Annotated in this window: 24 protein-coding genes; 9 read left to right on the top strand and 15 right to left on the bottom strand. The window is 41.7% G+C overall.

What is annotated here, in order from left to right; all coding sequences use genetic code 11:
• The first annotated feature begins 82 nt into the window (after positions 1 to 82).
• Positions 83 to 1,831: an ABC transporter ATP-binding protein gene (locus B5771_RS07690; RefSeq protein WP_088187004.1), complete on the top strand. Its 1,749-nt coding sequence runs from the start codon at positions 83 to 85 to the stop codon at positions 1,829 to 1,831.
• Positions 1,832 to 2,269: 438 nt separating this feature from the next.
• Entirely contained in the window at positions 2,270 to 3,886 is a 1,617-nt protein-coding gene (locus B5771_RS07685) for a (Fe-S)-binding protein (RefSeq protein WP_088187003.1), read from the top strand.
• Positions 3,887 to 4,072: 186 nt separating this feature from the next.
• On the opposite strand, the gene B5771_RS07680 is transcribed toward B5771_RS07685, so the two are convergent.
• The 10 genes from B5771_RS07680 to B5771_RS07635 all read right to left on the bottom strand — a co-directional run bounded on the left by B5771_RS07680 (position 4,073) and on the right by B5771_RS07635 (position 12,479).
• On the bottom strand, positions 4,073 to 4,927 hold the full coding sequence (locus tag B5771_RS07680; RefSeq protein ID WP_088187002.1) for an ATP-binding protein: 855 nt from the start codon (positions 4,925 to 4,927) through the stop codon (positions 4,073 to 4,075).
• On the bottom strand, positions 4,905 to 5,762 hold the full coding sequence (locus tag B5771_RS07675) for an ATP-binding protein (protein ID WP_088187001.1): 858 nt from the start codon (positions 5,760 to 5,762) through the stop codon (positions 4,905 to 4,907). Before B5771_RS07675 ends, B5771_RS07680 begins: the two co-directional genes overlap by 23 nt.
• Before the next feature lies 1 nt (position 5,763).
• Positions 5,764 to 6,132, bottom strand: a complete 369-nt coding sequence (locus B5771_RS07670) for a NifB/NifX family molybdenum-iron cluster-binding protein (protein ID WP_088187000.1) — start codon at positions 6,130 to 6,132, stop codon at positions 5,764 to 5,766.
• 72 nt (positions 6,133 to 6,204) lie between these two features.
• Positions 6,205 to 6,570, bottom strand: a complete 366-nt coding sequence (locus B5771_RS07665) for a DUF134 domain-containing protein (RefSeq protein ID WP_047808463.1) — start codon at positions 6,568 to 6,570, stop codon at positions 6,205 to 6,207.
• Positions 6,571 to 6,977: 407 nt separating this feature from the next.
• Entirely contained in the window at positions 6,978 to 7,445 is a 468-nt protein-coding gene (locus B5771_RS07660; RefSeq protein ID WP_047808462.1) for a DUF892 family protein, read from the bottom strand.
• A gap of 85 nt (positions 7,446 to 7,530) precedes the next feature.
• Positions 7,531 to 8,232 (bottom strand): response regulator transcription factor, encoded by a 702-nt coding sequence (locus B5771_RS07655; protein WP_088186999.1) that lies wholly within the window; start codon positions 8,230 to 8,232, stop codon positions 7,531 to 7,533.
• Positions 8,233 to 8,248: 16 nt separating this feature from the next.
• Entirely contained in the window at positions 8,249 to 9,673 is a 1,425-nt protein-coding gene (locus B5771_RS07650; RefSeq protein ID WP_088186998.1) for a HAMP domain-containing sensor histidine kinase, read from the bottom strand.
• An 11-nt stretch (positions 9,674 to 9,684) separates the two neighbouring features.
• Positions 9,685 to 10,437: an ABC transporter permease gene (locus B5771_RS07645; protein ID WP_088186997.1), complete on the bottom strand. Its 753-nt coding sequence runs from the start codon at positions 10,435 to 10,437 to the stop codon at positions 9,685 to 9,687.
• A complete protein-coding gene (locus B5771_RS07640) occupies positions 10,409 to 11,149 on the bottom strand; it encodes an ABC transporter ATP-binding protein (protein ID WP_088186996.1) in 741 nt (246 codons plus the stop codon). Before B5771_RS07640 ends, B5771_RS07645 begins: the two co-directional genes overlap by 29 nt.
• An 82-nt stretch (positions 11,150 to 11,231) precedes the next feature.
• Positions 11,232 to 12,479: a hypothetical protein gene (locus B5771_RS07635; protein WP_088186995.1), complete on the bottom strand. Its 1,248-nt coding sequence runs from the start codon at positions 12,477 to 12,479 to the stop codon at positions 11,232 to 11,234.
• A gap of 756 nt (positions 12,480 to 13,235) precedes the next feature.
• Here B5771_RS07635 and B5771_RS07630 point away from each other — a divergent pair.
• From B5771_RS07630 to B5771_RS07620, 3 genes are all read left to right on the top strand, one after another.
• Positions 13,236 to 14,024 carry an electron transfer flavoprotein subunit beta/FixA family protein gene (locus tag B5771_RS07630; protein ID WP_088186994.1) on the top strand — a complete coding sequence of 263 codons (789 nt, stop codon included), beginning with the start codon at positions 13,236 to 13,238 and terminating at the stop codon, positions 14,022 to 14,024.
• A gap of 13 nt (positions 14,025 to 14,037) precedes the next feature.
• A complete protein-coding gene (locus tag B5771_RS07625) occupies positions 14,038 to 15,246 on the top strand; it encodes an electron transfer flavoprotein subunit alpha/FixB family protein (RefSeq protein WP_088186993.1) in 1,209 nt (402 codons plus the stop codon).
• Positions 15,247 to 15,441: 195 nt separating this feature from the next.
• Entirely contained in the window at positions 15,442 to 16,842 is a 1,401-nt protein-coding gene (locus B5771_RS07620) for an FAD-binding oxidoreductase (RefSeq protein ID WP_088186992.1), read from the top strand.
• A 152-nt stretch (positions 16,843 to 16,994) separates the two neighbouring features.
• Here the strand turns inward: B5771_RS07620 and B5771_RS07615 are convergent, their stop codons facing one another.
• Positions 16,995 to 17,174, bottom strand: a complete 180-nt coding sequence (locus tag B5771_RS07615; RefSeq protein WP_088186991.1) for a hypothetical protein — start codon at positions 17,172 to 17,174, stop codon at positions 16,995 to 16,997.
• Positions 17,175 to 17,434: 260 nt separating this feature from the next.
• Here B5771_RS07615 and B5771_RS07610 point away from each other — a divergent pair, with 260 nt between their 5' ends.
• From B5771_RS07610 to B5771_RS07595, 4 genes are all read left to right on the top strand, one after another.
• On the top strand, positions 17,435 to 17,758 hold the full coding sequence (locus B5771_RS07610; protein WP_088186990.1) for a DUF2680 domain-containing protein: 324 nt from the start codon (positions 17,435 to 17,437) through the stop codon (positions 17,756 to 17,758).
• Positions 17,759 to 17,929: 171 nt separating this feature from the next.
• Positions 17,930 to 18,424: a 4Fe-4S dicluster domain-containing protein gene (locus B5771_RS07605; protein WP_088186989.1), complete on the top strand. Its 495-nt coding sequence runs from the start codon at positions 17,930 to 17,932 to the stop codon at positions 18,422 to 18,424.
• Position 18,425: 1 nt separating this feature from the next.
• Entirely contained in the window at positions 18,426 to 20,333 is a 1,908-nt protein-coding gene (gene cooS, locus B5771_RS07600) for an anaerobic carbon-monoxide dehydrogenase catalytic subunit (RefSeq protein WP_088186988.1), read from the top strand.
• A 14-nt stretch (positions 20,334 to 20,347) separates the two neighbouring features.
• Positions 20,348 to 21,601, top strand: coding sequence for an FAD-dependent oxidoreductase (locus B5771_RS07595; protein ID WP_088186987.1), 1,254 nt, complete (start codon positions 20,348 to 20,350; stop codon positions 21,599 to 21,601).
• A 140-nt stretch (positions 21,602 to 21,741) separates the two neighbouring features.
• Here B5771_RS07595 and B5771_RS07590 read toward each other — a convergent pair whose 3' ends face one another.
• The 4 genes from B5771_RS07590 to B5771_RS07575 form a co-directional block, all read right to left on the bottom strand.
• A complete protein-coding gene (locus B5771_RS07590; RefSeq protein ID WP_088186986.1) occupies positions 21,742 to 22,308 on the bottom strand; it encodes an NUDIX hydrolase in 567 nt (188 codons plus the stop codon).
• A 425-nt stretch (positions 22,309 to 22,733) separates the two neighbouring features.
• A complete protein-coding gene (locus tag B5771_RS07585; protein ID WP_242966783.1) occupies positions 22,734 to 23,495 on the bottom strand; it encodes an ABC transporter ATP-binding protein in 762 nt (253 codons plus the stop codon).
• A 3-nt stretch (positions 23,496 to 23,498) separates the two neighbouring features.
• Positions 23,499 to 24,581 (bottom strand): ABC transporter substrate-binding protein, encoded by a 1,083-nt coding sequence (locus B5771_RS07580; protein ID WP_088186984.1) that lies wholly within the window; start codon positions 24,579 to 24,581, stop codon positions 23,499 to 23,501.
• 73 nt (positions 24,582 to 24,654) lie between these two features.
• On the bottom strand, positions 24,655 to 25,437 hold the full coding sequence (locus B5771_RS07575; protein ID WP_047808447.1) for an ABC transporter permease: 783 nt from the start codon (positions 25,435 to 25,437) through the stop codon (positions 24,655 to 24,657).

The raw sequence follows: 25,437 nt of genomic DNA, 5'->3' as shown, positions 1-25,437 counted from the left end.
CTCAGCCGTGCAGCAACGACTGAGTCTCTTCTGTAGATTGCAGTGAAATACCTATACCTTGAGAGGAGAACCTGCCGCATTTATGGATATCTTCAAACAATTCATTGGCTATTATAAGCCTCATAAATTCCTTCTGTTTACTGATTTATTCTGCGCACTCATTGTATCGATCATTGATCTGGCTTTTCCGCAAATACTCAATTACCTGACTAAAACTCTCTTTACTCAGGATGCACCTGCGATTCTACATGCCTTACCTTTTATCGGAATAGCCTTAGTAGCAATGTATGTTTGCAAATATTTCTGCCAGTATTTCATCATTTCCTGGGGACATGTCATGGGAGCAAGGATGGAGAACGCAATGAGGAACGATCTCTTCGATCATTATCAGCGTCTATCCTTCTCCTATTATGACAAAAATAATACCGGTGAAATGATGTCTAAACTTGTCTCGGACCTATTCGATATTTCTGAATTAGCGCACCACGGTCCGGAGAACCTCTTTATCTCCGCTCTGAAAATCCTTGGTTCCTTTATCCTCTTAATGCTGATCAACAGCAAAATGACGCTGATTTTATTAATTGTAACGGTAATTATGGTGCTCTACACTGTCCATAACAATATAAAAATGGCTCCTATCTTTACAGATAACCGTGTGAAAATTGCCACCGTTAATTCCAGCGTTCAGGACAGCCTTTCGGGGATCAGAGTCGTTAAATCCTTCGCTAATGAAGACGTAGAACGCGAAAAATTTCGCCAAAGTAATCAGGGATACTTAGTCTCCAAAATCAGAACCTACAAAACTATGGGCAAATTTTTTGCTTGGGATTCTTTTTTTGAGGGATTACTCTATGTTGTCGTCATTGTCTCAGGCGGCTTATTTATCGCCCGAGGATCGCTCAAAATCACGGATCTGGCGATCTATGTTCTTTACATTAACATTTTTATTAACCCTATTGATGTCTTAATAAACTTCACCGAACAGTTTCAAAAAGGATACGCAGGTTTTAAACGTTTTGTCGAAGTATTGGAAACCCAGCCGGACATCTCTGATAAACCAACGGCTAAGCCTCTTACCAAGGTCTTTGGGAATATTGAATATAAAGACGTATCCTTCCGCTATAATGATGACTATAATGTTTTAAATCATGTCAGCCTGTCAATAAAAGCAGGTAAAACGGTTGCTCTAGTGGGGCCTTCCGGTGGCGGCAAGACAACCTTATGTTCACTTTTGCCGAGATTTTATGATGTAACCTCAGGTTCTATAACGATCGACGGAAAGGACATTAGAGATATTACTCTAAAATCTTTAAGAAATGCTATTGGCATTGTGCAGCAGGATGTCTATTTATTTGACGGCTCCATTAAAAAGAACATTGCTTACGGGAAAATGGATGCAACGGATGCTGAAATAATAGAGGCAGCGAAAAACGCCAATATTCATGAGTTTATCATGTCACTTGAAGAAGGCTATGACACTTATGTCGGAGAACGGGGTGTCAGGCTTTCGGGCGGGCAAAAACAAAGACTTTCTATTGCTCGGGTGTTTTTAAAAAACCCTCCGATCTTGATCCTAGATGAAGCTACCTCAGCACTCGACAATGAAAGTGAACTCTATATTCAAAAATCGCTGGAAAAACTTTCAATTAACAGAACTACTGTTGTGATTGCTCACAGATTAAGCACCATCAAAAATTCAGACGAGATTATCGTTGTTACCGATGAAGGTATTCAAGAAAGGGGCAGTCATAGGAAGTTAATTGAAAAGAATGGAATTTACGCTCATTACTATAATATGCAGTTTGAAGGTCTGGAACCGCTGGCAACATAGTTTACAAAAGGCCGAACTGTACCCATAAAGGGCGTGTTTTGTGACACCTCTTATATTCATTAAGCCTAATTAACAAAAAGACATGCAGAATAATAAAATTGCATGCCTTTTTCTTTTGCACTTTTTCGCCTGGCTTCAAGAATTATCGACTTATTTAAATGGGGTATATAAAACAGCCTAATTGACATATGTTCAATATTTAGTATAATTAATCCGAAAAGGACATATGCCTATAACTAAAAAGGAGGTTTAACTTTATTTCTTTGTTACTTTATTAGCTTATTGCACCTAATTGCCTTATATTATTTACTTTACTTTATACCTTAATTCACATTCACATTAGGTATTTAATGATTACATAGTCCCGCCAGATTATAGACTGTGGGAACCTCACCATGAGTTTTTGAACGTTAACATTGTGGAAGAGGAGAGTCGAGTATGATAGATCACAAAAATTTACGCCCCAAGGATATGGGGAGAGCGGATGAACAACTGGTCAGAGTGAATCCCAGGCAGCTCATGCCTTTATTGCCGCCTTATAATCTACCGGGGATGGAACCTCCGCTTACGGATCCTAAACCTGCCTGGAGAGAAAAATTCTGTACTTCTTTGGATGGCTACGTAGGCATTGACACCTTAACACGCCCAAAAACTAAAGAAGAAGAGGACAAATTCGTTCAGACGTTTCTCAACGGCTTAGAGAAAAGTTTTTCGGATGGTAACAATGGGGCGCTTCAACCCTTCTTATTGTCCTTTGAATATTGTGCCAAGTGTGATACCTGTTCCTCAGCTTGTCATATCTACGAAGCATCAGGGAAAAATGAACTATATCGTCCAATTTTCCGTTCCGAGGTTCTAAGAAAAATCGTAAAAAAATATTTTACCAAAAGTGGGAAATTGTTAGGAGGTTTTGTCGGTGCAGATATCGATGTGAACTGGGAAACCATAGCCCGGCTCGGCGAATTAGCTTATCGCTGCAATCTTTGCCGCCGTTGTGCCCAAACCTGCCCCCTTGGTTTAGACAATTCTATTCTTACCAAAGAGATTCGTAAAATCTTCAGCCAAGAAATGGGCATTGCACCTCTGCCTCTCCACACTAAAGGTACTGTCCTGCAGCTTAAAACAGGCTCATCGACAGGAATTACCAAGCCTGCTTTTTTAGATACCATCGAATTTATGGAAGAGGATATCAAGGAAAAGTATGGTTATAAAATCAAATTCCCCATTGACAAAAAAGGTGCCGATATTCTTCTCATCCACAATGCTGGCGAATATATGGCTTGGCCTGAAAACCCTATTGCTTTTGCCATTCTTTTTGAAGAAGCGGGTATAGACTGGACACTTAGCAGCGAAATTGCGGGCTATGATAATGTAAACTACGGTATTTGGTATGATGATTTTCAGGCCAAGAAGCTTGCCTTGCTGCAAATGAAAGTTGCCAAAGAACTGGGAGTCAATCGAATTGTTATTGCGGAATGCGGTCATGCTCATAAAGCTGCCATGATTGTAGGCGATCGCATGACTTACGGTGATGACAAGATTCCGGTGGAAAGCTGCCTGCCTCTGCTTTGGAATATGGTGAAGGACAAACGTTTAAAGTTGGACCCTAGCAGAAATAATTTCCCGGTGACCCTTCATGACCCCTGTAATTATGTTCGGGGCATGGGAATTGTTGAGCCACAGCGCAATGTCCTGAAGGAGATTTGCCCTCAGTTTAGAGAAATGACACCTCACGGAGTAAATAATTATTGCTGCGGCGGGGGCGGCGGCTTTGCCATTACAAATTCCGTCAACTTCAGCGAATGGAGAAATAAAGTAAGCTCGCGCATGAAGTTTAATCAGATCCTTGGAGCCTTTCAGGATACAATGGCGGACTCCAATCAGCCTAAATATGTATGTGCTCCTTGTTCTAACTGCAAAGGAGCAATTAGAGATATTCTGGAGTTTTATGAAGCAACGGCAAAATTCAATGTTCAGTATGGTGGTTTAGTAGAATTAATGGTCAATGCTCTTGTGAGTATGAAAAAGCCGTTTATGGAGTTTTTAGAAGAATAATTTCAACGTTTTCCGGCGGACTATTTAAGGAACTATTTAAACAAACGCCTTCTGGAGCAGATTACTCGAATCGACTCCAGAAGGCGTTTTAATCTTTATCCTATTGAATTGCATGTTAGCCGCATACCTAGCGTGTACCATATGTGAAGCAAAAAATCAAGACTATGCCCTTTTTAGATTAAGCTTTTACAGCAAACTTATTGTCTGAGCAAAAATATCCTTGACGGCACGCCCCGAAGCACAATCCATCTCGACAATACTCTTTCCCTCATTGATTGCTTTGACAGCGGCAGGATCAAAGGGTATTTTTCCTACGATAGGAAGTCTAAGTCTTTGACAGAACGATTCAATTTTTTCGGTATTATCCTGACTTACATCAAATTTATTAATACAAATTGCGATTCGCGTTTGAAATTTCTCAGCGGTTTTAATGATTCGTTCCATATCACTAATGCCTGAGATAGAGGGTTCTGCCACAATCAGTACCATATCAACACCATTCAATGAGGCGATCACTGGACAGCCAATCCCCGGTGATCCATCAATGATCGCCAGGTCGGCGTTTATTGCTGTATACTTCATATACCTTTTTACTTCGGTTACCAGCATCCCCGAATTCCCGCTTCCCATTTTCAGCCGCGCAGTGGAAAACACTCTATCACCAGAATAAAGCATAAGTTCGCCTGCTACGGAAGGTTGATAGGATATAGCCTTTACAGGGCAGATCGCTTCACAGACACCACATCCTTCGCAGGCGAAGCTATCAACGTTATAAGGATTACCTGCCTGAATTGCCTCAAAATGACAATACTGCTGACACAAACCACATTGCACACATAATTCCGGATCAATCGCTGCTTTGGACATGCCGTAGAAGTTGGCTCGTCTGGCTTCCGAAGATTGATGTAAAATCAAATGCAAATTGGGAGCATCGACGTCACAATCTGCAAAAGCCCTGGCTTCAGATAGCTTAATAAAGGCGCTGGCAACCGTTGTTTTACCGGTACCGCCTTTGCCGCTAAGGATGAGTAGTTGCTTCATTTTGCACCCCCTTAGACACTATTTGAAGCATCGAAGAGAAGAATTCCCGATACGTTTCATTTTTTCTAACGGCAATATGCCCTTGCGCATTTAGCGTTCCCAACTCATTTTCAAAAGGGATCTTGCCTATGATATTGATACCCTTTTCCAAACAAAATTCTTCCGCCGGATTGTCTCCTTCCTGGCACTTATTGAGGACCACACCGTGTGGCTTACCAAACAAAGTCACCAGCTCATGAACCATATTTAGATTGTGAACCCCAAATAACGTAGGTTCAGCCACCAGTAGGCAATAGTCCGCGTCCTTAATACTTTCCATAACTGTGCAGGCGCTGCCGGGAGGACAATCAATAACTGTGAATTTCTCATTCCCCTGGAGATTCTCTAAAAGTGTCTTTATAATCGGAACGCCCGATTCTTTCCCAGTATGTAATATTCCTGTAATAACTTCAACATTCCCGGAAACACCTCTTTGAACCTCGCCAACAGCATAATCTTTCTCCGACAGAGCCTTTTCCGGGCAGAAGAGCACACAGCCGCCGCAGAAATGACAAACGTCGTCAAATATAAGCAAATTATTCTTGATATAGGCTAAGGCGTTAAACCTGCAAAAATCGATACATTTCCGACATCCGCTGCAGAGTTTATTATCCACACTAGGAATTTTGACAGAAACGTTCTCCGTTTTTATATCCTTGGGGTTAAAAAAAAGATGCCCGTTAGGCTCTTCAACATCGCAGTCGATATAACAGGAATCTATAGCAGAAGCTGCCAAATTAACGGATACCAGTGTTTTGCCTGTGCCGCCTTTGCCACTGAGCACAGCGATCTTCATCTTAGGTTCCTCCATGGCCATGAAATCCAGCATGAATCTCTTCTAATAAAGCTAACTTTCCTTCAACGAAAGCTATAAGATTATCCTTAATTGAGTCGTTAATCGTTTTAAATAGTTTAATATTAGCTGCTTGAATAATTTCTGCTGCATTTTCACCACATCGTGGAGTAATCAGAGCGTTCACCCTATTATCCACAACAATTTGTGCAGCCTTTATCCCTGCACCGCCTTGACTGGCAATTGCACTATTATCAAGAAATACACTTTCCTTTGACTCGGTATCATAAATCAAATAATAGGGTGTCCGTCCAAAGGATTCACTTACACTTGCTTCCATTGACTTGTCATTAACCGGAATTGCAACTTTCATAAAAGAATCCTCCCAAATTGCGCATTTAGAATACTTTGTTTAAAATGGCATACACTAGTTTCTTGAGCAATTTTATTTTTCCTGAAAAGCTCGGTTACATCGATGTTTCTGACAGCCGCCACAACCACAGTACGGTTCAAGGCCGTCACAAAGTTGATAATCTCCGCCTTCAATCCTTAGCACTTTCCCTTTGACTAACGACTCTGCAAGCTTTTTCCGAGCATCATTATAAATACGCTGAACTGTTGTACGTGCTATCTTCATTTGATCTGCAGACTCTTCCTGAGTAAATCCTTCCAAATCAATCAACCGTATCGTTTCATACTCATCAACAGTCATAGTCAGAAAATGTTCTTGATTAATAGGAACGTTAAGCGGCCCAAATTGGTTACTTTCCGGCAAACAACATACTTTTCTCCATTTTCTTGGTCTTGGCATAATTCGTTCTCCTCTGCTTGTGACGTAAGGAACAGAAGCGTTCTCCTGCTTCTTTATCTTATATCATTATTTTACGATTATGTCATCCCCTTGCCAGATATAGAAACAATTTCGCCGAAAAACTATGCCCCTTCGATTATGCACTACGACCCATTAACCTCCATCACTGATAGTCTCCTTTCAGATTATTGACATATGCCTTTTTCAAGCTTAATTATACATCATTAAAAACATATGTCAATAATTACGATTCTAACTGAAATGCTGTTCTCTAGAAAGTGCGTAAGAGTGAGTAAGTGAACTCGTTCAGCTAAAGCTGAACATCGGATAAAAAGCCTTCTGATAAATTGTTATATACAATCTCTCAGAAGGCTGGATGAAAAGCCTTATTGCATTCATAGACTAGGTTACTGAATAGGATAGGCTCCTCTGCTGCTAAGATAATTAAATAAGTCTTCGCCATGCTGCTGCTCTTCCTTTTGGATATGATTTAGGGCCTGGCGAATATTATGATCTTGGCACTCGAAGATAACCGTATCATAGGCGCCCGAGATATACTTCTCTGTTACAAGCATATCTTTGGTCAAGGCGACATCATTAGGGTTTACAGTTTGTCCGGCAGGATTTGTTTGCGCTGCTTGATTCTGCCCTCCGGTCTGCTGACCTTGGCCTTGACCGCTTATGGTTGGCGTTTGGCCGTTTAAAATTTGGTTGAGAGTGTTAAAATGTTGTTTTTCATGAGAAGCATGGTCATTGAATAACTGTTTGAGTTGTTGATCTTGAGCCTCATTAGCATATTTTGTGTATTTTTGAACACACATTTCTTCATGGCTTTTCTGATCTTGAAGCATCATCCGTTCTTTTTGACTGATCATGGGGAACCACCTTCCTATGTAAACGTATAGGCGCACCTACCTGACCTATAGTATTTACTTGGTCGGATGGAACTATGTATTGTATTCAGACCCTAAAGCGGTAACCTGCACCCCATACAGTTTCTATGTATTGAGAATTGGAGGGATCGCTTTCGATTTTCTCCCGTACTCTTGCAATATGTACCGTTACTGTCGATGAGTCCCCTAAGGCCTCTAAACCCCAAACACGCTCAAATAACTCTTCGCGTCCGAACACACGATTGGGATTTTGGGCCAGATATAAAAGTAAACTAAATTCTTTCTGAGCTAAACATACTTCCCGGCCGAGCACAAAAACTCTATGAGATTCTTGATCGATCTTCAGCCCACGAATCGTCAACGTATTCCCCTTTTTGACACTGTCTCGGAATCTCTGTTTTAATCGTTCATAATTCTCTAGATGAGCTTTTACTCTAGCGACTAATTCGCCGGGACTGAAGGGTTTGGTAATATAATCATCGGCACCCAGGGTGAGGCCTTTAATCTTATCAATTTCTTCCTTTTTGGCAGAGACTAAAAGAACAGGAATATCTTTATCCACTTTCATGCTCTTTAAAATTTCCAAGCCATCCATTCCCGGGAGCATGATATCCAAAATCAACAAATCAATATCGTTTTCCTGAAAGATTCTTAAACCCTCTGAGCCGTCTGCGCACACAAGAACCTCAAAATCGGCAACTTCAAGATAGTCTCTTTGTAATTCAGCGATACTCAAATCATCTTCAATTATCAAAATCTTTTTCTTCATTATAACCTTCTCAGTATTATGATTTTCTTAAAGAAATCATAATACTCGTTCCCTCCTCTCCATGGCTAATAGCCCAAATTCTTCCTTCATGGCCTTCGATGATTTGCTTAGCTATTGCCAATCCCAGACCGCTTCCTTTACTTCGGGCCCTATCAGATCTATAGAATCGGTCAAAAATATAGGGCAAATCCCCTTCGCTGATACCTGAACCATTATCCCGCAGTTCAATAATAATACTGGTGGGCGTATCTCTGAGAAGAATTTCAATTTCACCTTGCTCTTTATTCATGTATTTACGAGAGTTATCCAGAATGTTCACGATGACTCGTTTCATTCTCGCACGATCTAGAAAAACAAATTGCTTTTGGCGCAGATCATTTCGCAAAGAAACCTTGATCTGACTCCTTTCCAATTCCGGCTCACTTTCAAGCAGGCAGAGTTTAAGATAATCCTCAATATCCGTTTTTTCAAAATCAAAAGGAATTTGGTTTAAATCTAGTTTAGCATAAAGAAGTAAATCATCAATCATTTGGTCAACTTGATGAGCCTTCAAAGAGATTGTTTTGAGATAACGTTCCCTTTTCTCGGGTGTATTGGCAATCCCGTCTAAAATCCCTTCAATATATCCTTTGATAGAGGTTACAGGGGTCTTTAAATCGTGAGATATACTTGAAATTAACATTTTTCGATTATCCTCATACTTCAGTTGCGTATGAACAGAATCCTTTAGTCTGAGGCGCATAACTTCAAGGTCGCGGCATAAGGCCTGAATTTCTTGATCCCCTTCTTCAACAATGGCCTGCTCGAGATTTCCTCGGCTAATTTCCGCAGCGGCACTTTGTAAATTACGAAGCGGTTTAAGAATTGTGCGCGAAAAATGATACGATACAAGACTATTCGTTAACATAAAGACAAGCACAAAGGTTACTCCAATGATGATTATAAATCTCGTAAAGTTTATTGCCGCTTGATCTAAAGGTGCTAACAACAAGACGTTTCCCTTCGTACCATCCTTGAACTGCAGGCTTATCGATTGAACGGTATAAGTGTTGTCTCCAATAACAACGGGTTCTGTTCTCTTCATATTCCCTGCATCCAAAGCCTTTTCTATATCAATTTTACTTAGATTGAGGGAAGAAAAGATTACCTTTTCATCTTTTATAACCACAAGCTGCCCATGAATCTCTGCCAGCCGTTCTTGTAGATGTTTTTGAACCCCCCCGTCTTCTATAAGTTCTGGAGTTTGTTGAAGAACATTGGTTTCGGTATTTAAAAGCTCAAACTTAATTTCCGACAAACGTTGATAATTTTTGAAGGATAGATCATCGCCGGAAAGCTTGCCGTAAATAAAAAGAAAAGCCACGGCAATAAAAACAGTAATCACCGTTGGAATGATGACTGTTGAAGCGTTGGCTAAAATCATTCGTTTTTTGAGGTCCATTAATCGTCACCCTATAATTCCTTTTTATCAAATAAATAGAATCCCGCTGTAAATAACATAATGCTTGACCCCAGCATAATCAAGAACTGCCGCATAATTTTTGCTAAGGGAAAGGATTTCATAAGAAATAAATTATACCAGTCCAGTTGCGTAGTCATCAAGATACTTGAATATTGTGAAAAGAACACTCCCAATACTTTTAAGCCTAAAAAGATTAAGATTGATACAAAGAAAACAGAAATTCCACTCCTAAGTAAATTTGTCAAGAGAACAATTCCTAAAGCTAAAACAATCATAGGAAACAAGCTAACGAGATAAGAAAATACAGTTCTAACAAAGGAATCCAGAGTTGCTGAATTGGTATTGAAAATAAAACCCGCCATGATCGAAAAAAATAGCAGCAAGAGCAGAGTTGCTAAAATGAATAGACTGATAGCCGTAATTTTAGCTGCGAAGATTTTTAAACGGCTCACGGGCCGGGTTAACGTTATACGCATATTATTATGAGCAAACTCTCCTGAGAAACTATCAATAGTTACTAATGCAGTAAACAGGGGCAAGATAGTGTTAACAACAACCGACAATACAAGCATGGGAAATTCCATGCTGCCTGCTGTTCTAAGTCCAAAGCCGCTCCTTACCCCTACAATAATAATTTGACCTATAACAATCACAGCCATAGAAAGCAAAAGGGCAGCCAAAGCCTTTTTCTTTTTATAGAGCTTCTCTAGTTCATTAACCAACGCTGCTTGAAAGACGGCCATTTCGTTCTACCTCACTTACAAAATAGTTCTCAAGTGTCGCATAGTTTCTCAAAATTGTCTTAGTGCTCTCAACATTAAGTATTTCGCCATTATAAATCACACCGATACGATTACACGTCAACTCGACATCATGAATTAAATGGCTGGAAATAAAAAATGTAGTCTTTTCTTCATCGGCTAATTTCTGAATCAGCTTACGGATATCAATCATTCCCTCGACGTCAAGACCATTTAACGGTTCATCCAGTATAACGACTTTAGGTCGGGATAAAATAGCTGCCGCTAAACCAAGTCGCTGCTTCATTCCTAAGGAGAATTTCTTCGGTTTTTCATGTTTATATTTAGCCATACCCGTTAGTTCCAGAACTTCATCAATACGTTGATAATCCACATCCGGGTAAAATCTTGCCAACTGTTTCAAGTTATCAAAAGCACTAAGAAAAGCATAAGCTTCGGCGATTTCGATCAGACAGCCGACTTTAGCCATTGCTTTTTCATAGTCTTCCGTTATGCTGTGCCCGAAGATTTTTACGTCCCCATAATCAGGGTGAATGAGTCCTGTCATAAGTTTCATGGCGGTGGTCTTTCCGGCACCGTTCGGCCCAAGGAAGCCAAAAATATCTCCTTCAAAGATTTCTAAGTTAATATTCTTAATTCCCCGCCCATTTTCATATTGTTTTGTTAAATTCTTGATCTCTATAATCGGTTCCATACCTGCCTCCTTCAATGGTAAGAGGACTGCCGGAATAACCGGCAGTCATAGCTATTTTTCACAGTATTTTAAGGCAAATGGACTATTCCAAATCCGGGCTGAAGGTAGAATCGAGGATAATGCCGCCCTCAGAGGATGTAGTGCTTTCATTTAAATATATTTTCCCGGCATGTTCGTCGAGGAAGAAAGCTTCATTAACTCCAGCATCTGTTCTGAACTTATAGTCTGGAGAATTTTTAGCCTTCGACTTCGTGGCCTTAAAACTAAAATCCCGTTTCGTTGTAGCATATTGCTCAAATCCCGGTTTATACACCTCATAATATCGTCCGGTTGCCGATGTTTGATCAATCTGTGTGATCTCAATGATTCGTTCCCCAACTTTAACAAACTTACCGTCCTTGGTGATCAGAATGTCATTTTTAAACTTACCCATAAATTCTTGGGGATTTGAAATTTCGGGCCCCGAATTTTCATTTTTAACAACATCTTTGACCACTTTCTTCCCACTCAGATCGGGCTTAGTTACTACTGTGGAGTTTACATCGGTCAGCTTTGCTAAAATCTCAATCGTTATGTCATGAACGGTCCCCTTCTCATCCTTCCCGGAGACCACAGCAGACCCCAAAATGCTCTCCATTACGCCATCTTTATTAACCTTCGCCGTTCCGTCAATAGTTTTGACAAAAACATCCTTGCTGAGGTGAGGCACATTATCTTGCCCGTCTTGCCCATTAAATCGTTGTTTCATTTCAAAGGAAGCAAGTGCATTGATCAATGAAGGTATCTGTACTTCTGTGAGTGAGCCGGAAAGTACTTTGCTTCCGTCCGGGTTCTCCGTGACCACAACATTATCCTTCAGATTTCCGACAATAGCATCCGCTATTTTTTCAGCATCTTCGGCACTGTTTTCTTTGAAAGGATCAGAAAATGCGTTGTTTTTACGTACTTGGGTAAACTCCGTAACATAATAGGTGGGATCATCATTAGACACTCTAATCATTGTTGACTGGTCAGAATAGGTATGATTACTGTATTTATTTCCATTAATAGTTTGTTCGGATGAAATTTCGTCTCTTGCATTCTTGGTTCTATCGCACTTCTCGGTTTGATTCATGTTAGCTATTGTTTTCCCATTATCTTTTACATCATAAGATATATCCATTGTGAAGCTGTTTAAATTATCACTGCATTGAGCAGCCGTAACTTTAAGAGCATCTTTCAATTGATCGTATCCGCTCTTGGCTGCGATATCGGCCAGAGCCGTCGTAGCAAGCAGCATCGCCCCCAGGGTAAAGCTCAAAACCATGGTCGTTTTCTTGGTTAATTTCATGGACCCAACTCCTTATCCGTTTTCTAGAAGCTTCCGTAACTTTATTTTAACAGTTCGCCCTTGAATTTCTCTAAACGATTTATTAACAAATTATTAACTGTTCATGCCAATATCAAACGATACCCCAGAACCCCTTTTGGAAAATTATATCATAGGATTTGATCAACTGATCAATTCAATTTCTTGCATGACTATTATGATTAGAGATATAATGAGAATAGTAGGAGCATGATGTGCTGCTAACACATCATGCTCCCTGTAATATCAATACCATTAACGTTGCGAACGCGATCATCAATGACATCACATGATAATCATCCATTGGCCTCACCTCCTTTCCGTCGGAGGCTTGACCGCCCACCCTTTGCCCTATTCATTGTACTATTAATATTATACTATTAACTCAAGGATATATCATTATAGAGAAACTGTCATACCTCTAATAAAGAAGGAATGGCAGTTTTTTTATATAAAATTTTCTTTTCTTTCCAATCATTAAAATAATAATTAAGTCCTTTAGAGGCTCATAATCCTTGAAATTGCTTAAATTTTCCCTTTATATTAATTTAGCTGTTATTTATAAGAAATATTTCACAAAAGCTTGTGAATAAATAGATTTTGAACAACTATGAATCTTATGCTATATTAAAATCAATCGGTCTGATGGTCTGACCACATACTAATTTTCACAAACTTTCTTTCCTTCCCTTATCTCTCGATCTCAACCATCTTAAATCAAACAGGGAGGTTTTACTCATGGAAATTCTCGTATGTATTAAGCAAGTTCCAGGAACCTCAAAAATTGACGTAGACCCAATTACAGGTGTCTTGAAGCGCGACGGCGTTGACTCCAAAATGAATCCTTATGATCTATTCGCCCTTGAAACTGCCTTAAGACTTAAAGAACAACATGGCGGAACTATTAAAGTCATTAGCATGGGACCGCCACAGGCTAAAGACGTTATCAGAGAAGCTTATATGATGGGCGTTGACGAAGGGGCTTTAGTTTCAGACCGGAAATTTGCGGGAGCTGATGTTTTGGCCACCTCTTATACAATTTCTCAAGGAGTTCGTCAACTTGGCAGCTTCGATCTCATACTTTGCGGCAAGCAGACAACGGATGGAGATACAGCCCAAGTTGGCCCGGAAATGGCTGAATACTTGGGCATCCCCCATATAGCTAATGTCTTAAATATTATTGAAGTCAATGATACTTCCCTCCTTGTCGAAATGGATATGGCTAATACCATAGAAGTTGCCGAAATTAACTTCCCTTGCCTCTTAACTGTAGAAAAGGATATTTTTCAGCCCAGACTTCCTTCCTATAAGAGAAAATTGAGCACGAAGGACAGGGAAATTAAAATTATCTCCTTTAAGGATTTTGAAGATCAAAATGAGCATAGGTATGGACTCGCAGGTTCCCCCACTCAAGTAGAACGCATATTCCCGCCGTCCGCTAACACTGACAGAGAAACCTGGACAGGCACTCCAGAAGAGTTAAGATCTCAAATTGTCAATAAACTTAGACAGTTTAAGTTTGTTTAGGGGGGGAAGATTTATGAGTAAATTAATTTGCCATCAAGAAAATCTGGACGAATCCAAAATTCAAGAATTAGTGGCTATTTGCCCTTTTGGAGCTCTTGAAGCTAACAACGGGACCCTTGAAATCACAGCCGGATGTAAAATGTGTAAGTTATGCGTCAAAAAAGGTCCAAAAGGGGTTATGGAATTCATCGAAGAAGCTGTGCCTTCCGTCGATAAAAGTTTATGGAAGGGTATTGCAGTCTACGTTGATCATATCGAAGGAGAAATTCATCCCGTAACCCTGGAACTAATCGGTAAGGCCAGGGAACTTGCCTCTGTCGTCAATTTTCCGGTTTATTGCATTTTTATCGGTTGTAACATTAAAGATAAAGCTCAAGAATTACTTCATTATGGTGTTGACGAAGTATTTGTCTATGATTATGAAGAATTAAAACATTTTCGTATTGAACCTTACACCGCAGCCTTTGCAGACTTTATTCAAAAAGTAAAACCATCGTCTTTGCTCGTCGGCGCAACTACCATCGGGCGTTCTCTGGCTCCCAGAGTAGCGGCAAGATTTCGAACCGGATTAACCGCTGATTGCACAACCCTGGAAATGAAGGAAAATACTGATCTGGTGCAGATCAGGCCCGCTTTTGGCGGCAACATTATGGCTCAGATCATTTGCCCTAATACAAGACCTCAAATGGCAACGGTTCGCTATAAAGTTATGACTGCTCCGGAAAAGCAAGATGAGCCCAGCGGTAAGGTTACGCTTTGTGATTTAGATCCAGAAAAATTAGCGTCTGGAATTAAAGTTTTAAAGGTAACACGCAAAGAGGCTGAAGAAAATATCTCTGATGCTGAGGTAATTATCGCTGTCGGACGAGCCCTCAAATCCGAAAAAGATCTGAAGATGGTTGAAGAATTAGCTCAATTATTAGACGCCCAAATTGCAGGCACCCGCCCCTTAGTTGAAGCAGGTTGGTTAAACGCCAAACGTCAAATCGGCTTATCTGGACGAACTGTCAAACCCAAGCTGATCATTACCCTCGGAATTTCGGGTGCTGTCCAGTTTACTGCCGGCATGAACGGTTCAGACCAAATTTTCGCTATCAATAAAGACCCCCAAGCGTCAATTTTCAATATTGCTCATTATGGAATCATTGGCGATATCTATGAGATTGTTCCTCAATTAGTTGAAAATCTAAAAAGATCCGAGACTCCGGCTTGTGCGCGCTAAGAAATAAAGCCGGTAAACTCAAGAAAAAACTATACGGACCGCCTCTTCTCGCCATCCCTGACTTCAGAGATACTCAGGCAATCCACTCTTGAAGAACTATACGTAATGAGCTGCTCATGCCGATAAGCCCGTCCGCTTACCGGCATGAGCAGGAGTTGTTGTACTTTCGGAAAGTAAAAACGCGGAGGTATTTTCATGAATAACTATAAAACGCTGAATACTAATGATAGAGAGTTTTTAGTCTCATTATTAGGTGAAGAACGAGTTTTCACGGGTGAAGCAATTAGTGATGATTTCAGCCATGATGAATTAGGAGGCATTAGTAAACTTCCGGAGGCTTTAGTCAACGTTTTGACCACCGATGAAGTCTCTAAAATTATGCGCTATGCCTATGATAACAATATTCCTGTTGTAGCACGTGGTTCGGGAACAGGTCTTGTTGGGGCTTCAGTTCCTATCTTCGGAGGGATCATGCTGAATATGTCCGGCATGAACAAGATCCTGGAACTGGACGAAGAAAACTTAACCCTCACCTTAGAACCCGGAGTACTCTTAATGGAAATCAGCAAATATGTTGAAGATCATGATTTGTTTTACCCGCCGGATCCTGGTGAAAAGTCAGCTACCATTGGGGGAAACATTAATACTAATGCCGGCGGCATGAGAGCCGTTAAATATGGTGTAACCAGAGACTATATTCGCGGTCTGGAGATTGTCCTGCCTAACGGCAGCGTTATTAATGTCGGCGGAAAAGTTGTCAAAAACTCATCCGGTTACAGCATAAAAGATTTAATATGTGGATCAGAAGGAACACTGGGCATTGTGACCAAGGCAACCTTGAAGTTAATCCCGCTGCCGAAAAAATCAATTTCTCTCTTAATACCCTTTCCTGATCTTGATAAAGCCATTAGTACTGTTCCAAAGATTATTAAGTCCAAAAGTGTTCCTACGGCCATAGAGTTTATGCAGAGAGAAGTTATTCTTGCAGCTGAGGAGTTTCTGGGCAAAAAGTTCCCTGACAACTCTTCCGATGCCTATCTCTTGCTGACTTTTGATGGCAATAGCACCGAAGAATTAGAAAAGGACTACGAGAAAGTGGCGAATATTTGTCTCGAGGAAGGTGCTCTGGATGCCTTTATTATTGATACCGATGAGCGAAAAGAAGCTGTCTGGTCTGCCCGAGGCGCATTCCTAGAGGCAGTGAAAGCTTCAACCACTGACATGGATGAATGTGATGTTGTTGTTCCGCGTAATAAAGTTGCCGAGTTTATTAAATATACCCATCTCCTGCAAGAAGAATTTCAGGTTAGAATTAGAAGCTTTGGTCATGCCGGTGATGGCAACCTGCACGTCTATGTGTTAAAGGATGACCTTTCTGATGAGGCTTGGCCAAAGAAGCTTGCGGAAGTTTTTGACGCAATGTATCGAAAATCTCAGGAACTTCATGGACTGGTATCTGGAGAGCATGGCATTGGCTATGCCAAAAAGCAATATATGTTCGACCAATATGAACCTGAATTTGTGGAGCTCATGAAAAATATCAAATTAGCCTTTGACCCTAAAAATATTCTTAATCCCGGTAAAGTGTGCGAGTAAGGTTATAATATGATTGAAGAAGTTGCAGCAAATGACAAAATTGTTTGCTGCAACTCTTTTTATTGTTCACTAAGGATAAGTTTAGATTCCTTAATCTACACTTTGTTAACTACTGATTTTAGTGATTGGAGACTAGACTATTTGATCTTGTCCTAATGTACGAGAAACGGTCTAACATCTTCAAGGGCTTTTCTTAATTCTTCAAGGGCATGTTCATCCATTCTGCCGGAATTGCGCATTCTTTGAATTAAGTCATCAGGAGTAATTCCTTGCATTCGCATAGCTGAAATAATCTCTTTTTCGTCTTTCGTTAAATCCTTCCATTCTCGCACGGTAAGCACCTCCAAATAATTGAAACGGGTTGTCGTTTGAAATCTAGTCTTTGAATTGACGTTCGGTTCTATTCATAGATTTTAAAGTGAGTAAACTCAGGGCTGCAGCAAAACTTATTGGCACCCTCATTGAATCCCCATCGGGACTTCAGTGACGAAATTGCTTTCACAAATTCTTGACATTTTCTTAAAATTTTCTCCTCCGATATTGGGCATTCTAAACAATGTTCCAGTTAAATAATTACAAGGGGGAGTGCAAATTGTTAAGAAAGTTTGCAGTGGCTTCATTAACCGTAGCTTTTCTGGCTTTAGGTGCCGGAACCTGCTTAGCTGCTCCGGATCCTGCGAAACTTGATGAGCTTAAAGCCTTAAACCAGCAAATGTTCACGCTGAAAAAGCAAATGGTGGATAAACAATTGGAAGCTGGACTCCTTGATCAGGAAAAAGCGGCCAAAATCAAAACCTTCATTGAAGAGCGTCAAAAGCAGGTTGAAGAGGATTTTGCTAAAGGACAATATTCCGGCTTCGGAAAGAAACACGGTCATGGCTTTAGTAAAACAAGCCCTTCTCCAAGTAACAGTTAGTCTTAAGTAACCTTACAGATTATCAACTGGAACAGCCCCTCGGCTTATAAGCTGAGGGGCTTACTTAATTTATCCACTGGTAACAAAGAATATGGTTAACTTATTGCAAAAATGCCATAAAATGTAAGGTTCCATCGTAAGATAACCTAGGAGTATTTAGGAGGGATAAATGTGAGACATATTCTTGCCAGAAGCGAACTTTGCCTCGGATGCAAGAGCTGTGAGCTGGCTTGCGCCGTTGCCCATTCAACCAGCAAAACGTTGTTTCAGGCACTTGCTGAACCCAGGTTACCCCAAAAAAGAATCTTTGTCGAGTCCAATGGTGAACAAAATTTTCCCTTGCAATGCCGTCAGTGTTTAGATTCTCCTTGTGTTCATGCCTGTATGAGTGGAGCAATGCAAATTGACGTCAAGACTGAGCTTATCCAAATTGACAGCCAAAAGTGTGTTGGCTGTATGATGTGCGTCATGGTCTGTCCCTATGGAGTTATTGCTGAAATTCGATCAATCCGCCAAGTGGCGAAGTGCGACCGCTGCCTTGACTTAGATTATAATCCGGCCTGTGTCTCAGCTTGCCCCACGAAAGCTTTGCAATTTGTAGAGGTTCAGGAATTCACTCACAGCGGAAGACAGGCACTTTTAGAATTAATGAAGGGAGTTAATTAAGATGAAGTCTCCAAAATCAATCGATCCTGCCGTTAGAGAATTATTGTCTAAAGCCTCTCTAGATGGAGTTGAAACTGTTTGGGATCGTTACGAAGCTCAACAACCTCAGTGTGGCTTTGGAAGTTTAGGAGTTTGCTGCCGGCACTGTGTTCAAGGCCCTTGCCGGATCGATCCCTTTGGTAATGGCCCGAACAAAGGAATTTGCGGAGCTAGTGCGGAAACCATTGTAACACGCAATTTGCTGAGGCAAGTAGCCGGCGGGGCGGCAGCTCATGTCGACCATGCCTATGAGGCCGTTGAAGCGCTAGAGTTAGCCGCCAAAGGAACGATAAATTACTCTATCACGGATGAAATAAAACTAAAGCAGCTTGCCCAGGGTTTAGGTATAGATGTCTCAGATAAAGACAAGCGGGAGCTTGCCCTGGAGATCGTTGAAGTTGCTTATAGCGATTTGGCGAACCATGAAAATAAGCCTGTTCAATGGTTAATGGCTCATGCCCCCAGAGAAAGAATCGACGTTTGGAGAAATCTTGGAATTCTTCCACGCAACCCAGATCGGGAAATCCGTGAAGCCATGCACCAAACGACTATGGGAATGGATGCCGACCCCGTAAATCTCGTTTTAGCGACAGCTAAACAAGGTCTCGTAGATGGTTATTCCGGTTTAAAACTGGCAACAGACATGCAGGATATTCTCTTTGGAACTCCTACACCCGTTATCACTGAAGCTAATTTAGGAGTTCTCAAAGAAGACGTTGTCAATCTTGTCGTTCATGGGCATGTCCCCCTGCTTTCAGAAAAAATTGTTTATTGGTCGAAGAAACTTCAAGCAGAAGCTATTGCTGCCGGAGCTGAAGGAATTCAAGTCACGGGAATTTGCTGTTCAGGCAATGAAGTCTTAATGCGCAACGGCATTCCGCTTGCCACGAACTTCTTGGCCCAGGAATTAGCCATAGTTACAGGGGCAGTTGATGCCATAGTCGTCGACGTTCAATGTATTATGCCTTCTTTAACCCAAGTCGCTTCTTGTTATCATACGGAGATTATTACAACTATGCCGATTGTCAAAATACCCGGAGCGAGCCACATACCCTTTACTTTGGAAAATGCAGATCAGGCTGCTCAAGCAATTGTACGCAAGGCAATTACAGCTTATCGCGGAAGAGACAAGGGAAAAGTTAAAATTCCGAATCACAAATGTAAGATTATGGCTGGGTTTAGCGTGGAGGCTATCATCGGAACATTAAAAAGAATAGATCCCAAAGACCCGCTCAAACCCCTCGTGGATAATCTTGTTATGGGCAATATTTTAGGAGTGGTGGGCACAGTAGGCTGCAACAATGTCAAAGTTACTCAAGATCTGATGCATGTCAAACTTGTGAAGGAACTTGTGAAAAATAACGTTTTAGTCGTTGCCACGGGATGTTCTGCCCATGCCCTGGCGAAAGCAGGACTTATGAATTCTGAGGGAACGGAAAAGTATGCTGGTGAAGGCCTAAAGACAGTTCTAGCGGCCTTAGGGCAAGCCGCCGGTCTCAATGCTCCCCTTCCCCCGGTCCTGCATATGGGAAGCTGCGTTGATAACTCAAGAATCGGGGATTTAGTCACAGCTATTGCCGGTTACCTGAAAACGGATTCTGCCGAACTGCCTGTGGCTGCAAGCGCTCCCGAACTCCAACATGAAAAGGCCCTGAGTATTGGGACTTGGGCCGTAACCTTGGGACTCACAACTCACCTTGGTGTTGTTCCGCCTGTTCTCGGGAGTAAAATGGTAACCGAGTTGCTTACCAAGGGTCTCAGTGATGTCATTGGCGGAAAATTCTATGTCGAAACCGATCCCCTTAAAGCGGCCGAAGGACTTCTTGAGGATATCCGGGCCAAGCGGAAAAAGCTTGGACTTCCTGGTTAAGGAAGGTAGAACGTATGAGGTATATCGTAGTTGGCAACAGCGCTGCCGGCCTGTTTGCTGTCGAAGAAATTCGCAGACATGACACCCAGTCAGAACTCCTCGTTCTCACAGCTGAACAAAACTCAAGTTATTCCCGCTGCCTTACCACCTATTTTTTAGCAGGTGATATCCCCGCTTCTCGGCTTTACTTACGGAATGACGATTTTGCTGAGCAATTGAACATGAACATTATTTATGGAGTCAACATTAACAGGGTTGACTCTGTACGTCAGCTGGTTCAAAGCATAGACGGTCGGGAATGGCGTTATGATAAACTTTTGTTGGCTATGGGATCTTCGGCGAAAAAGCTCACCATTCCCGGTAAGAATCTTCCGGAAGTTTTTACTCTGCGTACCATGGAGGATGCGGAAGCTATTAATAAGGTCATTGAACGAGGATCAAAAAAGGCCGTTGTCGTCGGAGGAGGTTTAGTCAGTTTAAAATGTGCTTACGCCTTGAGAAAACGGGGACTTGAAGTCATTGTAGTAGTCTCTTCCAGACAAATCCTCTCTCAGATGCTTGATGACAAAGCTGCCGGTATCATCGAAAATCATTTAAGAGCAAATGGGATTCAATTTCTTTTCCAGACTGAGGTGATAACTGTTTCAGGAAAGGATCGTGTGCAAGTTGTCTTGCTCTCACCTCAAACAGAACTTGCCGCTGATCTCGTAATCGTCGGTAAAGGCGTATGTCCCAATGTTGGAGATTTACGGCATTGCGGCTTTAATATTGGCAAAGGGATTCAGGTAGATGCTTTGCTGGCCACCAACCTGCCCAATATTTACGCGGCCGGGGATATTGCCGAAACCTGGGATATAGTTCGCCAAAGGTTCACAGTAAACGCCACCTGGCCGAATGCAGCGACCCAAGGTAGAATTGCCGGAGCCAATATGTGCGGAGTCCATAACGTTTATTCGGGATCATTGAGCCAAAATTCGGTTGATTTTTTCGGTCTCTCAGCCATGTCTGCCGGTATTACCAAGCTTAATAAAACCATGGGAACAGGAGATTGGGAAGAAGAGCTAGCGCAGCGAATTATCGATGGCAGAACCATCTACCAAAAACTAATTTGGCAGGGGGACGTCCTTAAGGGCTTTATCCTCGTTGGTGACACCTCCCAGTGTGGTGTTTTGACAGCTTTAGTCAAATCAGGGCGGCCTTTAACCCGGGCCCAAAAGAACGTCGCACTGGGGAAACGGGGGACCTTAGCAACGGAACTGATACTATAAAACTATTAGCCGTTTAAGTCCGTTTTGGCTAATTAAAAACTATCTGCGAGCTCCTTCTTAGGAGTTCGCGATTCTATTTATTCAGTTTATAAGGCCCCCACTTCTATAAATGGGGGTGGGTCCTTCGTTAAGTTTACAAATTAAGCGGGAGAATCGGGAAACTCCTTGATTTTAGCGATTAGTTTCGTATAGACCTTATGCATATGAGGTTCGGTACTGTAGGTGTTGATTTCAGCTAAAGGAATCCATTTAACGCCGCTGTTTTCATCTTCTTTAACCCTAAGCAAATCCTTTTCATCCGCTTCGATTAAGAAAGCAACGGATAAATGCAAGTGAGGGGATACGTAAATTCCGCGTTTTATGTGCCCTAAAACGGTTAATATATCCAAGGAAAAAATATCGTTGGTAACTGGACGAATTGTCTTTACGCCCGTCTCCTCCCGCAGTTCTTTTATGGCTACAGCCAATAAATCTTCGTCCCCGTCAGCATGGCCTCCTATCCATGACCAGGAGTTATAAATATTATGATGGACCATAAGCACTTTATCTTTGCGGCCGTTGACCGTAAAGGCTGAACAGGTAATATGTGCCACTTCATTGTTCCTTGTCAAAATATCTTCAAATACTTCAGCACAGTATAAAAAGACCTCTTTATCCTTCGCTTCTTGTTCATTATAAGGAGAATATTGCTTTATTAATTCGAACATAGCCTCTCTCTTTCTCTATAACTTCTAATAACTTATTCTGATAATTAAATCAGATTAATCTTGCTTACCTAAAAATATCCCCTTATTTTTTCTTATCATAACACAAAGCGGTTTCAATTATATAGGCATTGTATTGTATTGCATTATATTACATCACTTTGCATTGACCACCGCAGCGAGACATTCGGTACGGCCGCGGCAGTCTCGCTGCCTTGCTCAGAAAGTTTAAATTTCCTGAAAGAAAGTAAAAGAGACCGGGATTAAACCCGGTCTTTGGCGACATCTTTTCCAATTTTATCAGAGTCGAAGGGCAGGGGAATCTTCTCTGTGTTATCTGGCTTCCGTGATTTATTGTTTGTTTTTTTAGCCATAACCAATTTACCCCCTTTAACATTTCACAAATAGGATTCTCTGAATAATAAATTCTATACATTCCTTTTTCCATTCAACAAATCCAACAAGTGTTTTTTAATGTTAATTGCTTCACCGGAAAGGAGAAGGTCCTGCTCACGAGGCCTGGAGAAGGGAACGTGGATCTTATCTAAGATTCGAGCAGGGCTATGGCTTAAAACAACAACTTCATCTGACAAAAGAATTGCTTCTTCAATATCATGGGTAATAAAAACAACCGTCGGGCGGCTCTGACTCCACACATTAAGAAGCCATTCCTGCATTTCTCGCCGGGTCAAAGCGTCCAGTGCTCCAAAAGGTTCGTCCAGGATCAAGGCGTTCTGTCCAAATAAGAAGGTTCTTAGAAGTGCCCCCCTTTGCCGCATTCCGCCGGATAATTGATGCGGGTAATGCTCTGCAAACTTACCCAAGCCGAAACGATCGAGCCAGTGGCGTGCTTTCTCCCTGGATTGACGTTTATCCTCACGCCGAATATCGCTGCCTAAGGCGACATTGTCCAACAAGGTGCGCCAAGGCAAGAGTAAATCTTTTTGGGGCATATATCCCACTTGACCAGGGATACCCTTAATGGATCGGCCTTCTAAGAAAATATCACCCTGAGCAGGCACCTCAACTCCGGCGATCAAATTACAAATCGAACTCTTTCCGCAACCGGAAGGACCAATCAGAGATACGAATTTTCCCGTTTCCACCTCAAGATTAATGTTTTTCAAAACATCCAGAACAGATTTCCCGCCGTCCTGATACGATAGCGACACATCTTTAAGTATTAGCATAATCTAAGCCTTGGGTAAGAAATCGTTTGTAAACGCTTTGTCCGTATCAATCATTTTATCCAGAAGCTTGTGTTCGAACATCCATTGGGCATAATTGTGCCAAACAGAGGCTTTCTGAACACCCCATTGCGAAGCATCTGCCTGATATTGCTTGCTAATCCAAGCTTGGCTTTTCTTAATAAGCTTCTGGTCCTCCTCCGGAGCATTTTTGATCAGGATATTTGCCGCATCATCGGGGTTTTTAATAGCATATTGGTATCCTTCACTGACGGCTTGAGTAAAGCGGCGAACGACATCGGGTTTTTCCTTAATCATTTTTTCACTGGTGACTAAAACCGGTGTGTAATCATCGAGAGCCGGATTAATATCTTTAATCCACATCATGTTCAGAGGCGTACCCGCCAGTTCGGCCTGAATCCCTTCCCAGCCATAGAAAATCCAGGTCAGATCGATAGAACCTTTTGACATACTGGCAATGGGATCAGCATCACCAATATTTATTATTTTAACCTTGTTAAAATCCGCATGTTCCTTTTCCATCAAGGCTTTAATGGTCTCTGTCTCCGACGGCAGACCCCAGCCGCCGTAAGTCTTGCCTTCAAAATCCTTCGCAGTTTGGATATTCTTACTCTTCAGGGAAGCAAAACCCGACGTGTTATGCTGTAGGATTGTGGCTATAGAAACTAAGGGCAGCCCTTGGACGCGGGCATCAGTGACTTGTTCCTGAGCGCTTATCCCGAAATCAGCTTTGCCAGTGGCCACCAACTGTTCCACCGTTCCTTGACTCGAAGGAGGAACAATTTGGACATCCAGGCCCTCCTTGCTAAAATAGCCTTTGTCTTTAGCCACATAGAGGCCCGTATGGTTAGTATTCGGTGTCCAGTCCAACATAATTGTCACTTTGTCAGGCTGAGCTGCCGGCTTTGTCTGCGCAGATTCTGCTGCTTTCTGCGTACTTGTGCTGCATCCGGTTAACAAAAGGAGGGCACATAAGCTTGCAGCCAGCGTTACACTTAATACTTTTTTAACATGCTTTATTTTCTTTCGTCCGTCGACAACTTCTGATTTAAACAATGGTTTAATCATGATTCCTACTCCTTTTCGCAACTTCCTTAAAACATAGTGATGTTCTATGGTTTTAGGTTTTACTCTTAGGTTTTTAATCTTCCTTAGTATGTAACCAAGGTAATGCAAGACGCCGAATCCCCGCGATTAAGACAAAGTAAAATAGACTTAATATCGTAATAGCGACAATTGCGGCAAATACCTGATCTGTTCGAAATGAATGAGACGAACGGGTTAAATATACTCCTAAACCGGAACTAGCTCCAAGCCACTCACCAATCACTGCTCCCATAACACTATAGGTTGCAGCTATCTTCAATCCCGCAAAAAATGATGGTAAAGCATTAGGCCAGCGAATCATATACAAGATTTGCCAGCGTGTTGCTCCCATACTCTTAAGCAGATTAAGCAGGTCATCATCACTGACCTCTAATCCCTCTATTAAACTCACGGCAATTGGAAAAAAACACACTAAGACAACAGTAACAATTTTAGGCAGCAGGCCATATCCCAGCCAGAGAATCAAAAGTGGGGCAACCGCGATAAGAGGCACTGTTTGGGACACAATCAGCAAGGGATAAAACAAACGCTTAATCAAAGGCGAAAGTACCATTGCCACCCCTGCCGCTAATCCTAAAGCTATTGCCAAAACGAACCCCGCAGTTGTTTCTAAAAGTGTTGTCAACGTGTGTGCCCAAAGCAACTCTCTAGTATTCCAAAAGGCTTTCAGTACATCTATAGGAGATGGAATCAGCCAGAGAGGCAATTTGAAATAGGAGACAATGATTTGCCAAAGGGCCAAACAGATTACTAGAAATACGATTGTCGGAATACTATCACGCCATTTTTTCTGGAACCGCCCTGATTTGAATGGCAT

It is taken from the genome of Desulfosporosinus sp. FKA, assembly GCF_002196785.1.
GTDB classification, from domain to species: Bacteria; Bacillota; Desulfitobacteriia; order Desulfitobacteriales; family Desulfitobacteriaceae; genus Desulfosporosinus; species Desulfosporosinus acididurans.
This window is presented reverse-complemented; position numbering and strand designations above follow the sequence as displayed.